Origin of the sequence: Bacillus sp. FSL K6-3154 (genome assembly GCF_040869395.1) — a bacterium.
GTDB lineage: Bacteria > Bacillota > Bacilli > Bacillales > Bacillaceae > Bacillus > Bacillus safensis.
The window spans coordinates 3,498,982-3,511,467 of sequence record NZ_CP152033.1; the positions used below are offsets into that span (position 1 = coordinate 3,498,982).

The 12,486-nt window shown below is 39.9% G+C and carries 18 protein-coding genes; 12 read left to right on the plus strand and 6 right to left on the minus strand.

Annotation, left to right across the window (positions count from 1 at the left end; all coding sequences use genetic code 11):
• Nucleotides 1–43 precede the first annotated feature (43 nt).
• The 6 genes from MHH61_RS18035 to MHH61_RS18060 all read left to right on the plus strand — a co-directional run bounded on the left by MHH61_RS18035 (nucleotide 44) and on the right by MHH61_RS18060 (nucleotide 2,043).
• Entirely contained in the window at nucleotides 44–547 is a 504-nt protein-coding gene (locus tag MHH61_RS18035) for a TlpA disulfide reductase family protein (RefSeq protein WP_024425141.1), read from the plus strand.
• Between the two features lie 73 nt (nucleotides 548–620).
• Complete coding sequence (locus tag MHH61_RS18040) at nucleotides 621–746, plus strand: FbpB family small basic protein (protein WP_003211002.1); 126 nt, start codon at nucleotides 621–623, stop codon at nucleotides 744–746.
• Between the two features lie 51 nt (nucleotides 747–797).
• Nucleotides 798–941 (plus strand): acid-soluble spore protein N, encoded by a 144-nt coding sequence (locus MHH61_RS18045; protein ID WP_008357830.1) that lies wholly within the window; start codon nucleotides 798–800, stop codon nucleotides 939–941.
• A gap of 14 nt (nucleotides 942–955) precedes the next feature.
• Entirely contained in the window at nucleotides 956–1,198 is a 243-nt protein-coding gene (gene tlp / locus MHH61_RS18050) for a small acid-soluble spore protein Tlp (RefSeq protein WP_024427090.1), read from the plus strand.
• A 107-nt stretch (nucleotides 1,199–1,305) separates the two neighbouring features.
• A complete protein-coding gene (locus MHH61_RS18055) occupies nucleotides 1,306–1,728 on the plus strand; it encodes a thioesterase family protein (RefSeq protein ID WP_024425143.1) in 423 nt (140 codons plus the stop codon).
• A gap of 3 nt (nucleotides 1,729–1,731) precedes the next feature.
• Nucleotides 1,732–2,043, plus strand: a complete 312-nt coding sequence (locus tag MHH61_RS18060) for a hypothetical protein (protein ID WP_041117529.1) — start codon at nucleotides 1,732–1,734, stop codon at nucleotides 2,041–2,043.
• A 40-nt stretch (nucleotides 2,044–2,083) separates the two neighbouring features.
• Here MHH61_RS18060 and MHH61_RS18065 read toward each other — a convergent pair whose 3' ends face one another.
• Nucleotides 2,084–2,371 (minus strand): HesB/YadR/YfhF family protein, encoded by a 288-nt coding sequence (locus MHH61_RS18065; protein WP_024425145.1) that lies wholly within the window; start codon nucleotides 2,369–2,371, stop codon nucleotides 2,084–2,086.
• Nucleotides 2,372–2,467: 96 nt separating this feature from the next.
• Nucleotides 2,468–3,049, minus strand: a complete 582-nt coding sequence (gene plsY / locus MHH61_RS18070) for a glycerol-3-phosphate 1-O-acyltransferase PlsY (protein ID WP_024425146.1) — start codon at nucleotides 3,047–3,049, stop codon at nucleotides 2,468–2,470.
• 75 nt (nucleotides 3,050–3,124) lie between these two features.
• Here plsY and MHH61_RS18075 point away from each other — a divergent pair, with 75 nt between their 5' ends.
• The 4 genes from MHH61_RS18075 to parC all read left to right on the plus strand — a co-directional run bounded on the left by MHH61_RS18075 (nucleotide 3,125) and on the right by parC (nucleotide 8,443).
• Entirely contained in the window at nucleotides 3,125–3,253 is a 129-nt protein-coding gene (locus tag MHH61_RS18075) for a hypothetical protein (RefSeq protein WP_254966706.1), read from the plus strand.
• Nucleotides 3,204–3,617 carry a CoA-binding protein gene (locus MHH61_RS18080; RefSeq protein WP_025093244.1) on the plus strand — a complete coding sequence of 138 codons (414 nt, stop codon included), beginning with the start codon at nucleotides 3,204–3,206 and terminating at the stop codon, nucleotides 3,615–3,617. The genes MHH61_RS18075 and MHH61_RS18080 overlap by 50 nt, the downstream gene beginning before the upstream one ends.
• 417 nt (nucleotides 3,618–4,034) lie before the next feature.
• Nucleotides 4,035–6,002 (plus strand): DNA topoisomerase IV subunit B, encoded by a 1,968-nt coding sequence (gene parE, locus MHH61_RS18085; protein WP_024425148.1) that lies wholly within the window; start codon nucleotides 4,035–4,037, stop codon nucleotides 6,000–6,002.
• Between the two features lie 2 nt (nucleotides 6,003–6,004).
• On the plus strand, nucleotides 6,005–8,443 hold the full coding sequence (gene parC / locus MHH61_RS18090; RefSeq protein WP_073205734.1) for a DNA topoisomerase IV subunit A: 2,439 nt from the start codon (nucleotides 6,005–6,007) through the stop codon (nucleotides 8,441–8,443).
• A 53-nt stretch (nucleotides 8,444–8,496) separates the two neighbouring features.
• On the opposite strand, the gene MHH61_RS18095 is transcribed toward parC, so the two are convergent.
• From MHH61_RS18095 to MHH61_RS18105, 3 genes are all read right to left on the minus strand, one after another.
• The gene (locus tag MHH61_RS18095; RefSeq protein ID WP_254966705.1) at nucleotides 8,497–8,622 is read right to left on the minus strand and encodes a hypothetical protein; all 126 of its coding nucleotides are present in this window, start codon (nucleotides 8,620–8,622) and stop codon (nucleotides 8,497–8,499) included.
• 43 nt (nucleotides 8,623–8,665) lie between these two features.
• A complete protein-coding gene (locus MHH61_RS18100) occupies nucleotides 8,666–9,001 on the minus strand; it encodes a hypothetical protein (protein WP_024425150.1) in 336 nt (111 codons plus the stop codon).
• 184 nt (nucleotides 9,002–9,185) lie between these two features.
• Nucleotides 9,186–10,367 (minus strand): MFS transporter, encoded by a 1,182-nt coding sequence (locus MHH61_RS18105; RefSeq protein WP_125587375.1) that lies wholly within the window; start codon nucleotides 10,365–10,367, stop codon nucleotides 9,186–9,188.
• A 215-nt stretch (nucleotides 10,368–10,582) separates the two neighbouring features.
• Between MHH61_RS18105 and MHH61_RS18110 the strand changes: the two genes are divergently transcribed.
• Entirely contained in the window at nucleotides 10,583–11,152 is a 570-nt protein-coding gene (locus tag MHH61_RS18110; protein ID WP_024427095.1) for a sugar O-acetyltransferase, read from the plus strand.
• Between the two features lie 228 nt (nucleotides 11,153–11,380).
• On the opposite strand, the gene MHH61_RS18115 is transcribed toward MHH61_RS18110, so the two are convergent.
• A complete protein-coding gene (locus MHH61_RS18115; protein ID WP_125587376.1) occupies nucleotides 11,381–11,962 on the minus strand; it encodes an NAD(P)H-dependent oxidoreductase in 582 nt (193 codons plus the stop codon).
• 122 nt (nucleotides 11,963–12,084) lie between these two features.
• Between MHH61_RS18115 and MHH61_RS18120 the strand changes: the two genes are divergently transcribed.
• Nucleotides 12,085–12,426: a helix-turn-helix domain-containing protein gene (locus MHH61_RS18120; protein WP_024425154.1), complete on the plus strand. Its 342-nt coding sequence runs from the start codon at nucleotides 12,085–12,087 to the stop codon at nucleotides 12,424–12,426.
• Nucleotides 12,427–12,486: the final 60 nt, after the last annotated feature.

Genomic DNA, 12,486 nt, shown 5'->3' on the forward strand with positions numbered 1-12,486 from the left:
CCAACAGCTTTCTCTTCTTTTTTAAAATAGTGGAGGATCAATCATGTGGAAAAAAGGAATGGCAAGCGCTGTTTTACTTGTGTTGATTGGTTTACTTGCGTGGAATTTATTTGGGCCAAAAGAGCCCGCAATCGGTCTTGAAAAAGGTGATCAAGCCCCTGATTTTGAACTGAAAACCCTTGATGGCAAAACCGCCTCGTTATCTGATTACCGAGGGAAAAAGGTGCTCGTCAATTTCTGGGCGACATGGTGTAAGCCGTGCAGGACGGAAATGCCGGATCTAGACGCGATTAGGAGCGAAAATGACCAAGTTGAAGTACTAGCAGTGAATTTAACGACCACTGAAAAGAGTGTGGATCATGTGGCAGCATTCACAAAAGAATTAAAGGTGAGCTTTCCTGTTTTATTGGACCAAAAAGGCATTCAAGCAAGATATCAGGTGCTTTCATACCCAACGACATACATATTAGATGAAAAAGGACGCATCATGTCTGTGAAGCATCAAATGCTGACAAAAAAAGAAATTGAAAAAGAGCTGGATCTATAATGATTCAGCTCTTTTGCTTATTTTCTAAATGTTTTGGCGAAAATGTAATCATACATATATGGAGGTGAGTGGAATGAGAAGAAGAAAACGACGCACATTTGAAGAGCTTGTGCTTGAAAATAAAAAAGAATTATTAAGCAATGAGGAATTTTTAAACCAGCTTGAAGAAAAGTTGGAAGAGCGATTTAGACAGAAATAAGTTATGAATTATCCGTTTTCGTTCATCCTAAAGAAGAGGGAGGGATGAATAATGGGTAGAGAGCATGATAAACAAGCGCAGTTTACACCAGACCATTTAGGGACAAAACCTGTAGCATACAAACGGAATAAAGGTAAAAAGATGCATAATAAATCAAATGAACAGCCTGATGTGATACAGACGAAGGGCGAATAAGGAGGGGAATCATCATGAATAACGAGTCATATCAATCCAATCCAGATGATCGTTCTGATAATGTTGAAAAGCTGCAAGATATGATCGAGAACACACTTGACAATATCGATGAATCTGAAGCAGCGATGTCCGTTTCGACAGAGACAGAAAAGCAAATGATCAAACAAAAAAACGAAAACCGCAAAATGAGTATTGACGCGATGCGTTCTGAGATCAAGGACGAAGAAGCGGCAAGAAAGAATGGCTATACCGAATAAACCAGGGATTCCTGGTTTATTTTATTGCCTCTTTTTAGAAGAACCATTTGGAATGTGGTAAAATGGCAGAGACAGACCTTAGGTTTTGATAGGAGAGCGATGAAAACGTGTATGTATCCAAAAAAGAAATAGAAGTCCGTTATGCAGAAACAGATCAAATGGGCATCGTTTATCATGCCAATTATTTAATTTGGATGGAAGTCGGCAGAACAGCATTGATTAAAGAATTAGGGTTTTCCTATGCGCAGCTAGAAGCAGATGGTGCTCTTGCACCTGTTATAGACTTGCAGGTTCAATATAAAAAACCATTGCTGTACGGTGAAACAGCAACCGTTCATACATGGATTGAAGAATATAATGGTGTCAAAACGGTGTATGGCTATGAAATTCAAAAACCTGATGGACAAACAGCGATTACAGGGACAACCTCACATATATGTGTGGATAAAGACACCTTTAGACCTATTCAATTTAGAAAAGCCTTTCCTGCCTGGCATAAAGTATATGAACAGTCGAAGAAGCAGGTTTAATTTATGGCTTTTGGTATTAAACGAAGCGATTTAAACGCTTGGAAATCAGCTGTCCAGCAAGGAAAAGTTGCTTTTTTAACACACTACTGGCTCGATGACCGTTTTCCAAATGCCAATACTGTCACAAAAGCAGCCTGTCAGGATATGAAGCGGTTAGTTGAGTGGGGAGAAAGACATGGACTAAAAAAAGAATGGATTCATGACCGCGAAGGGTTTCCTCATTTTGACTTGATCGGTGAGCCGCAAAAAAGAATTCTGCAAAAGGAACGATCTTTAGGGAACATTCAGGAGTATGGGCTGTATATTGAAGTGTAAAACAAAAAAGATACCCGAGGGATGAGGTATCTTTTTTTGTTTATTCATAATGAAATTCTGGTTCTTTCACGGACTCGTTATAATCAATATGCAGATCATGGTTGTCAAAGTACCAAATATCACTTTCCTCAATAAAGAAAGTAATACCTTCTATTTCAGCGGTTGCGCCGGCATTTTGAGGTTCATCTTTTGCGACGCCGAGAGAAAAGCCTTTTTGTACATTACTGCACCCGCCATATCTCACAAAAAAGCGAACTTGATCACCTTTTTCTAAATCTAATTCATCCTTGTACCAATTGAGTGCATCTTCTTTTATCGTTAATTTCAATGTGATCGCCCCTTTTTGAAGTCATGCTGTTTTAAAATGCAGGATGCAAAAACAGCTTTTCTTTACTTTTACCACATATTTAAATGGATGAAACGGCTAGAGCCATTTGATTTTCGGTTCAGTTTTGTTGAGAATTCGTTTGAGGTTGGCGATGTGTCTGTAGATCACAAAGCCAGCAAGAACGGCAACAACAATGATTAAGAATAGGTCTTTGGTGAATATGCTGTAAATGAATGTATAGATCCCGGTCAGCATAGATGATAGTGAAACATATTTACTAATGTATAAAAATAAGAAAAAAGCAGCGATCATCGTGATAAATAGGAATGGGGCATAAAATAGCAGCACACCGCCTGATGTAGCGACTGCCTTTCCCCCTTTAAATTTTGCAAAGACAGGAAAGCTGTGACCGATAACAGCAGCAACTCCTGCTAATAAGGGATGGATGTCCAGCTGCATGAAAAACGGTAAAGCTGAAGCAAGCGTCCCTTTTAGGATATCAGCAGTAATCACAATAGACCCTGCTTTTACGCCAAGTGTACGAAATGCATTCGTCGCACCTAGGTTTCCGCTGCCATGTTCACGGATATCGATACCCTTTGCAGCTTTCCCGACAATGAGACCGGATGGAATACTGCCGAGAAGATAAGCCAAAATAAACATCAAAGCAATTAACATCTGCATAACTCCTTTATATTCTCCCTCTTGTCTTACATTTTAACATGATCTTGTGAAAAACATGGGGAACTTTTTTTGAAAAAATCGAAAGCAGATGGATTCGGCTTTGTTTTTAAGCAGAAATTCGCTAAAATGGAGGAAAAGGAGTGTCTTGATGAACAATCCTACGAAAGAAGAAATCGGCCGTATATTAAAAAGCAGTAAACGAATTGCTGTTGTTGGATTATCAGATCAGCCGCACCGGACGTCTTATATGGTGTCTAAGGCGATGCAGGATGCCGGGTATGAGGTGATCCCAGTGAATCCAACGATCGATGAAGCACTCGGTGTGAAAGCAGTCGCTTCTTTAAAAGATATAAAAGAGCCTGTTGATATCGTCAATGTCTTTAGACGTTCAGAGTTTTTACCAGAGGTGGCAGAAGAGTTTCTCGAAATAGACGCACCTGTTTTTTGGGCGCAGCAAGGCATATATCACGAAGAAGCGAAAAGGCTGATTGAGGAAAATGGCAAGGTCGCCATCATGGATTTATGTATCAAGGTGGCTCATGCGATGACAAAAACTCATTAAATCGTCAAAAATCCTTGGTTTTTCAAGGATTTTTGCTTTTTTGTTGCAGAAATATATTTGCGATTCTGAAAGAAAGCGATAAAATAAGGCGACAGGGACATATCGGCGGCCTTGCATATCGAGAAAAAGAGCGATAAGATAAATATAGAACATTTGTTCTGTTTTGCTAAAACCATCATATGATTGCATTTGGCTTATGAAACAGTCTTGTTTATAATGGACTTCTAGTTCTGATTGCAGAATGTAGAATGATTCTCATAGCTGTGCAAAAGAGCATGTATTGGTGAATGACACATGCATGATGATGATGCAGCTTATTAAAGTGGACAGTAATGAGCAGCATGATCATCATTAAAATCTAGAGAGATCATTTGATGATTAGCCGGTTATGTTTGTTAGTGAAAGGGGATTAAGCATTTGGTTAAAAAGCAGCAAGTAGATTATAACGATGATTCTATTCAGGTGCTAGAGGGGCTTGAAGCGGTCCGTAAACGTCCAGGGATGTATATTGGATCTACGGATTCGCGCGGTCTTCATCACCTTGTCTATGAGATTGTAGACAACTCTGTCGATGAAGTGCTCGCTGGCCATGGAGATCATATCATTGTCAAAATACATAAAGATAACAGCATTTCCGTCCAAGATAAAGGGCGTGGAATGCCTACTGGTATGCATAAGCTTGGAAAACCGACACCTGAGATCATTTTAACGGTCCTGCACGCTGGCGGAAAATTTGGTCAAGGCGGATATAAAACAAGTGGTGGACTTCACGGAGTTGGGGCATCTGTTGTGAACGCGCTGTCAGAATGGCTCACTGTCACAATTGAACGTGACGGATTTATTTATCATCAGCGGTTTGAAAACGGCGGTAAACCTGTCACATCACTCGAAAAAATCGGAAAATCGAAAAAAACGGGGACACTGATTCATTTTAAGCCGGACCCTACCATGTTCAGTGTGACGACCTATAATTTCGATACATTATCAGAGCGTTTAAGAGAATCTGCCTTTTTATTAAAAGGGTTAAAAATAGAGCTGATCGATGAACGGCATGATGTACAAGAAACGTTTTATTATGAGACAGGCATTGAAGCCTTTGTTGCTTATTTAAATGAAGAAAAAGATGTTCTGAGTGAAGTCGTCTCATTTGAAGGAGAGCATCAGTCCATTGAAGTAGATTTTGCTTTTCAATTTAATGATGGCTATTCGGAAAATATCCTTTCTTTCGTTAATAACGTCAGAACAAAAGATGGCGGAACACATGAGTCTGGTGCCAAAACGGCCATGACGAGAGCCTTTAACGAATATGCTCGCAAAGTCGCTCTTTTAAAAGAAAAAGACAAAAATTTAGAAGGCACTGATATTCGCGAAGGACTGTCTGCTATTATTTCTGTCAGAATTCCTGAAGAGCTGCTTCAATTTGAAGGGCAGACAAAAGGAAAGCTTGGGACAAGTGAGGCACGTTCAGCTGTTGATGCTGTTATTTCTGAAAAACTTGCGTATTTCCTTGAAGAAAACCGGGAAACAGCCACTCTTCTCGTGAAAAAAGCGATTAAAGCGCAGCAGGCAAGAGAGGCTGCTAGAAAAGCCCGTGAAGAGGCAAGGAGCGGCAAGAAAAGGAAAAAGTCTGAAGCCACGCTGAGCGGAAAATTAACACCTGCCCAATCTAGAAACCCAGCAAGAAACGAACTATACCTAGTAGAGGGTGACTCAGCGGGCGGGTCAGCAAAACAGGGGCGCGACCGTAAATTCCAGGCAGTGCTGCCGCTGCGCGGAAAGGTCATCAATACAGAAAAAGCAAAGCTTGCTGATATTTTCAAAAACGAAGAAATCAACACCATTATTCATGCAATTGGTGGAGGCGTCGGTGTCGATTTTAATGTAGAAGACATCAATTATGACAAAATCGTGATCATGACAGATGCGGATACGGATGGAGCGCATATTCAAGTGCTTCTCTTAACATTCTTCTACCGCTATATGAAGCCGCTGATTGAGCATGGCAAAGTGTTTATTGCACTCCCGCCTTTATATAAAGTCAGCAAAGGCTCAGGGAAAAAAGAAATCATTGAGTACGCATGGTCTGATGAAGAAATGGATGACGTTTTGAAGAAAGTTGGAAAAGGGTACACGATTCAGCGCTACAAAGGGTTAGGTGAAATGAATGCCGACCAGCTATGGGAAACGACAATGAATCCAGAATCGAGAACACTTGTCAGGGTCAAAATTGATGATGCTGCACGTGTGGAACGCCGCGTCACAACTCTAATGGGTGACAAAGTAGAACCACGCCGTAAATGGATTGAAAAGAATGTCGCCTTTGGACTTGATGAGGAAAGCAACATTCTTGAAAATGAAAACTTGTCGCTAGCTGAGGAGGTTTAAACATGGCACAACAAGAACGATTTCATGATTTACCATTAGAAGAAGTAATCGGCGACCGATTTGGCCGCTATAGTAAATATATTATCCAAGACCGTGCGCTTCCAGATGCACGTGATGGACTAAAACCTGTACAACGAAGAATTTTATATGCGATGTATGCAGAAGGAAATACGCAGGATAAAAACTTCCGTAAAGCCGCTAAAACAGTCGGTAACGTGATTGGTAACTATCACCCGCACGGAGACTCATCTGTTTATGAAGCGATGGTAAGAATGAGTCAGGAGTGGAAAGTACGAAATGTACTGATTGAGATGCATGGGAATAACGGGAGTATCGATGGTGATCCGCCTGCTGCCATGCGTTATACGGAAGCAAGGCTGTCTGCTATTGCTTCAGAGCTTTTAAAGGACTTAGACAAGGAAACGGTCGAATTTGTCGCAAACTTTGATGATACAAGCAAAGAGCCCGTTGTATTACCAGCGATGTTCCCAAACCTTCTCGTGAACGGATCAACAGGAATTTCAGCCGGGTATGCCACAGATATCCCTCCGCATCACTTGGGAGAAGTCATTGATGGCGTTATTAAACGAATCGAACAGCCGCATTGTACGGTTGAGGATTTAATGACGGTCATCAAAGGGCCAGATTTCCCAACAGGCGGTATCATTCAAGGTGTAGACGGTATTAAGAAGGCGTATGAAACAGGAAAAGGAAAGATTATGATTCGAGGCAAAGCGGAGATTGAAACCATCCGCGGCGGACGCCAGCAAATCGTCATCACAGAAATTCCTTACGAAGTGAATAAAGCCAATCTTGTCAAAAAGATGGACGAGTTCCGAATTGAAAGAAAAGTAGAAGGCATTTCAGAGGTCCGAGATGAGACAGACCGTACTGGGCTTCGAATCGTAGTAGAGCTGAAAAAAGAAGCAGATGCAAATGGTGTGCTGAATTTCTTATATAAAAACTCAGATCTGCAAATCCCATATAACTTTAATATGGTAGCGATACATAATCGAAGACCGACCTTAATGACGCTCACCACTGTACTAGATGCATATATTGCCCATCAAAAAGAAGTGGTGACGAACCGCTCAGCGTACGAGCTTCGAAAAGCGAAGGAACGCCACCATATTGTAGACGGATTAATTAAGGCACTTTCCATCTTAGATGAAGTTATTGCCACAATCCGCTCCTCTAATGATAAGCGTGATGCAAAGAACAACTTGATGGCCAAATATGACTTTACAGAAGCACAATCAGAAGCGATTGTTTCACTCCAGTTATATCGTTTAACGAATACAGATATTACGCAATTAAGAGACGAAGCAAGAGAGCTAGATGTGCGCATAGCAGAGCTTGAAGACATTTTAGCGAACGAGAAAAAGCTGCTGAAGGTCATTACAAACAGCCTGAAAAAGCTCAAAAAGACATATGCTGATGAGAGAAGATCCGTTATTGAGGAAAAAATCGAAGAAATTAAGATTAACCTTGAAGTGATGATCGCATCAGAGGATGTATACGTCACAGTCACAAAGGATGGTTACATCAAACGGACAAGCCAGCGCTCCTATGCTGCCTCTAACGGTAAGGACTTTGGCATGAAGGATACTGACCGGTTGATTCATCAGTTTGAAATGAATACAACGGATGTTCTTCTGCTGTTTACGAATAAAGGAAGCTACATTTATTGTCCTGTTCACCAGCTGCCAGATATACGCTGGAAAGACATGGGGCAGCATATTACGAATATCATTTCGATTGATCGCGAGGAATCAATCCAAAAAGCCATTCCAATAAAAGAATTTGATGAAACGTCATATCTTTTATTCTTTACGAAAGGCGGAATGGTGAAGAAAACGGAGCTTCTTCAATATAAGGCGCAGCGTTATTCGAAACCGCTTGTTGCCTTGAACCTAAAAGGTGACGATGAACTCGTCGATGTTCATGTCACAACAGGACAGCAGGAATTGTTTATTGCAACGAAAAATGGTTACGGTTTGTGGTTTGATGAAGAAGAAGTAAGTGTTGTTGGACCGAGAGCGGCCGGCGTCAAAGGAATCAACTTGAAGGAAGGGGACGAGGTAGTCTCTGGCCAGATCATTGATCCGAAAAACGATGTCCTTGTGCTCACGACACAAAGAGGGGCTGTAAAGCGAATGAACCTCTCTGAATTTGATAAAACATCAAGAGCGAAACGCGGAGTTCTTATGCTGAGAGAATTAAAGAAAAACCCGCACCGTATTGTGGCTGTGATCGCTGCAGCGCTGCACGATACACTTGAGATAGATACCGAAAAAGGTACAACGATTCCACTTGATATTTCTACTTTAAGAGCAAATGACCGCTATAGCAATGGATCATTTATTATAGATGAGGAAGAGCAGGGAGAAGTGACTCATGTCCTTCTGACACCTGAACCTGCACCAGATGACAATAAATAAGCAAACGAAAACCCCCTGCGACTGGCAGGGGGGTTCTTTTATATACGGGTCATTTAGCTCTCGTGGTTGCCAAACATGCTTGTAATGGCGTGCACTACTTCAATTCCTTGGTAGACGAAAAGAGAAAGTGAAGTGACAGAGAAAAGACCTAGAATGAAAATTCTTAAGAAAAATAACATCGTGTAAAACCTCCCAATTTTTGTTTTGATTTAGATGGTTGGGTTAAACACGAGCTTGTCGGAAATAAGAAGATTGATAGAACACTGCAAGTAAATGCTTCTTTTTCCGGTCAAATCGATCAGTATGAGTGATGCGTGCAAATCCAGCTGTCATACTGCCAATAATCAGCAGTGCTGTAAATGCGGCAAATACTGCGTTCACATGTTTTTGTTTCTTTTCATCGCCCATTGTCTGGACGATTTTCATTTCATGTGATTCTTGATCGGCAACCACCTTAGCATGATGGTATACCTGAACGGAATGAGGCATTGAGAACAAATGAAAACTTGCAAGTGCTATGCATAAAACACCTAATTTTAATAGCATATTTTTTTTCATTTTTCTCACCCCTTCCTGGTTATTTTCATGATCTTACCACGTTTTCAGTTATTTGAAAAGTCTTATTTTTTTACTTTCCCTCTTTAAAAAAGCGATAAACATCACGACATCTATAGGACTGTTTCACTTCATGAAAGGTTTCAATTTTATTTTTTAAATTTAAAAAAAGTGCCATGATCAAGGATCAGACACTTTTAGTCGCTTGTAATGAATGTGGTTTTGCTACAGCTTTAGTAAAGATTCCTGCAATACATATGGCAATTAGAACAAAGATAAAGGCATGAAGCAGTCCAACCTGATTGGCAAGCAACCCTAAAATAGGAGGACCGGAAAGGGAGGCTGTGTAACCAGATAAGGTCACAATACTAACGCGTTTGACAGCGTACCGGCTATCATCGCCAGCTGCAGAAATAGTTAGCGGAAAGCCTAAAGATGCGCCAAGTCCCCATAAAAAGATTGATATCATACATACAACAAGTGAAATCTTCAAAATGACTAAGAATAGGCCGGCAGCTGCTGATAAAATCGCAACTCTTAGCAATAATACTCTGCCAAAGCGATCGATCAAACGTCCGCTGATCAGTCTGCCGCTAATCATGCCGCACAAAAACAAAGCATAGATGACCGTACTCATGGAATGTGAAACTTGGTAGCCATCCACCATTGCAAGTGGAATCCAATCATTGGCGGAGCCTTCGACAAACGCAAGACATAAGGCGATCATCGCAAGAGATATCGTTCGTTTGTTCAGCCATGCCGTTTGAGTAGGCTCAACTGTATCGGACTGTTTCTCATGCTGATCCTTTCCTGTCCCATGCGGGATAAACCGTGTACAAATCAATATGCTGAGGAACAGCAGAAGGGCAATAGCGAGAAGGTGTATCAATACAGAGATGCCTAGATGGATAAAAAGAATACCAGCACCTGCTCCAATTAAAGTCCCAATACTAAAGGAAGCGTGCAATATAGGCAGAATGGTTTTCTTGATGCTGTATTCAATCTCTGTTCCTTCTAAGTTCATCGCTACATTGCACATGCCAGAGCCTGCTCCAAAAAGAAAAAGACCAGAAGTGACGACAAAGATAGAAGAGAGTGTTGAACCAATGGCAAGAGTAGTAAATCCAAGGAACATCAAAAAAGCACTGATCACAATCGCCACTCGGCCGCCTTTTTTGCGGACGAATACATTTGAAAGAACAAGCCCAACAATTGAACCAACGGATAAACCGAGTAAAATAAGTCCCATTGTTCCTGTGTTTGCTTGTAATAAATCTCTCACTTCTGGTGTCCGAGAAAACCATGTAGAAATGGAGATCCCAGACATCGTAAAGATCACAATAATTGCTTTATACCACTTTAATTCCATCTAATCCCTCACATTTAAAGATATATATGTTATTGAACAAATCTACTCGATTATAAATGAGACTTGCTGATTCGTAAATAACTTGCTGGAGGAACAAGGTCAATTCTAATCATTCCTTCCCAATTCTTATGATGAGAAGGTAAAATAAACATAAAGGGGGCGGTAGGATGTAATCATATCGCATCGGTATAAATAGAAGGGAGGAGGAGATCAACATGAAAAGTGAAAAGGAAAAAATGATCCAAGGAGAACATTATGTATCTAGTGACCAAACACTGATCGCAGATCGTGAAAGAGCGAGACAATTGACATACGCATATCAGCAAACCAATCAGCAAGAAAAAAGAACATCCATTTTAAAGGAATTATTAGGCGCTTGCGGAAATGATGTCGTTTTTGAAGGAAGACTGCAGTGCGATTACGGATACAATATCGAGATTGGTGAGCATTTTTTTGCAAATTTTGATGCAGTGTTATTAGACGTGTGCAAAATTACCATTGGACATCACTGTTTATTAGGTCCGAATGTACATATTTATACGGCTGGACACCCGCTTGACCCGATAGAACGTGCAAAAGGCATTGAATTCGGCAAACCAGTCACCATTGGAAACCATGTATGGATTGGCGGCGGTGCTATTATTAATCCAGGTGTCACAATTGGCGATAATGCTGTCATTGCGTCTGGTGCCGTTGTGACAAAAAATGTTCCAGCAAATGTGGTGGTTGGCGGAAATCCTGCGAAAATCATTAAATATCTTGATGAATCAAAATCTGGCGAATAACGTTGGATTTTGATTTTTTCTATTTTGTCTCAATAAGATGAGTATACTTAATTTTGAGACAAGAGAAATTCATTGTTTGTTTAACTTCCTAGAATATATATTATGTAAACTAAGAAATGAGAATACATATTTGAGTGTCGATATTTAATTTCACAACCTCTACCACCTTCTCAATAAATTAGATCGGTCGTAAAGGTTGTGCCTTTCCTTATTGGCTGCTACAGTAAATTAAATACTTTGGGATATTTCGTTTAAAAATATTTTTCTCTTTTCATCTGTTGTTAAATTAACTCTCGAAAAATGAATCCATTTGGTGTCTTCATTTTTAAGTCCCAAGTCAGCAAGAGTTCGGTTAATAAAAACGCTTTGAATCGCATTCCCACCTTCAGATTCTATATAATCCTTATCTGTTGTAGATGTTGAGATCACGGTTGTTTTTTTAATATATGTCAACAAACCTTTTAAAGCCCCAGTGTTTTGATCTTCTAAGAATGCGAAACCTCTTAACATGACTTTATCAATAAATCCTTTTAAAATTGCAGGTAAATCCCACCACCAGACAGGAAATATAAAAATTAATTCAGTTGACTGACTTAATTTCTTTTGATAATCCTTAACTAATTGATCAGGCGTTTCTCCTTTATGAAAATACTTCAATTCCTCAGCTGAAAAAACGGGATTGAACCCATCTTTATATAAATCAATCACTTGAAATGGTTCTCTCTTTGTTTCTAGATTTTCTGTAATGGAAGTCAAAATGGCATGATTATAGCTTCCATCCCAAGGATGTGCATAGACAATTGTTTTCATGATTCATTCACCCTTTTTTGTTATTTTCATCATATTTTGATGTACATTCATTTTATTGTATGCTATAACGTACTACAAGTACGGTAATTAAAGTGCGATACTAACCTAAAGGAGAGTGTGAAATGACCAAAGAATCCTTTACAGCTCATGCTGATCTAAAAGAAACTGGATTTGGGTACACTTTATCATTAATTGGTGGGAAATATAAGATGACGGTACTGTATGCTTTATATGCAAACAATGCGCCTATTCGCTATAATCAGTTGAAACGAATGCTTGGGGCAATCTCTTTTAAAACATTAACCAATACACTAAAAGAACTTGAAGCAGATCAGTTAATTAATCGTAAAGAATATCCTCAAGTGCCTCCAAAAGTAGAATATAGTTTATCGGAAAAGGGATTATCATTGATCCCTGTATTAGATGCGATTTGCTATTGGGGTGAAGAACAAATGAAAAAATAGTTAGACGTTGAGTGAAATTGTACTTTTAGGCAAAAGGGTGTACATTCAGTCAAAAAAAGA

Excerpts from the sequence above, each read along its gene's own strand:
- MHH61_RS18080 (WP_025093244.1), top strand. The coding sequence starts at position 3,204 with ATGAACAATCCTACGAAAGAAGAAATCGGCCGTATATTAAAAAGCAGT.
- MHH61_RS18045 (WP_008357830.1), top strand. The coding sequence starts at position 798 with ATGGGTAGAGAGCATGATAAACAAGCGCAGTTTACACCAGACCATTTA.
- MHH61_RS18060 (WP_041117529.1), top strand. The coding sequence starts at position 1,732 with ATGGCTTTTGGTATTAAACGAAGCGATTTAAACGCTTGGAAATCAGCT.
- MHH61_RS18035 (WP_024425141.1), top strand. The coding sequence starts at position 44 with ATGTGGAAAAAAGGAATGGCAAGCGCTGTTTTACTTGTGTTGATTGGT.
- MHH61_RS18100 (WP_024425150.1), bottom strand. The coding sequence starts at position 9,001 with ATGAAAAAAAATATGCTATTAAAATTAGGTGTTTTATGCATAGCACTT.
- MHH61_RS18120 (WP_024425154.1), top strand. The coding sequence starts at position 12,085 with ATGACCAAAGAATCCTTTACAGCTCATGCTGATCTAAAAGAAACTGGA.
- MHH61_RS18040 (WP_003211002.1), top strand. The coding sequence starts at position 621 with ATGAGAAGAAGAAAACGACGCACATTTGAAGAGCTTGTGCTTGAAAAT.
- tlp (WP_024427090.1), top strand. The coding sequence starts at position 956 with ATGAATAACGAGTCATATCAATCCAATCCAGATGATCGTTCTGATAAT.
- MHH61_RS18110 (WP_024427095.1), top strand. The coding sequence starts at position 10,583 with ATGAAAAGTGAAAAGGAAAAAATGATCCAAGGAGAACATTATGTATCT.
- plsY (WP_024425146.1), bottom strand. The coding sequence starts at position 3,049 with ATGTTAATTGCTTTGATGTTTATTTTGGCTTATCTTCTCGGCAGTATT.
- MHH61_RS18095 (WP_254966705.1), bottom strand. The coding sequence starts at position 8,622 with ATGTTATTTTTCTTAAGAATTTTCATTCTAGGTCTTTTCTCTGTCACT.
- parC (WP_073205734.1), top strand. The coding sequence starts at position 6,005 with ATGGCACAACAAGAACGATTTCATGATTTACCATTAGAAGAAGTAATC.
- MHH61_RS18105 (WP_125587375.1), bottom strand. The coding sequence starts at position 10,367 with ATGGAATTAAAGTGGTATAAAGCAATTATTGTGATCTTTACGATGTCT.
- MHH61_RS18115 (WP_125587376.1), bottom strand. The coding sequence starts at position 11,962 with ATGAAAACAATTGTCTATGCACATCCTTGGGATGGAAGCTATAATCAT.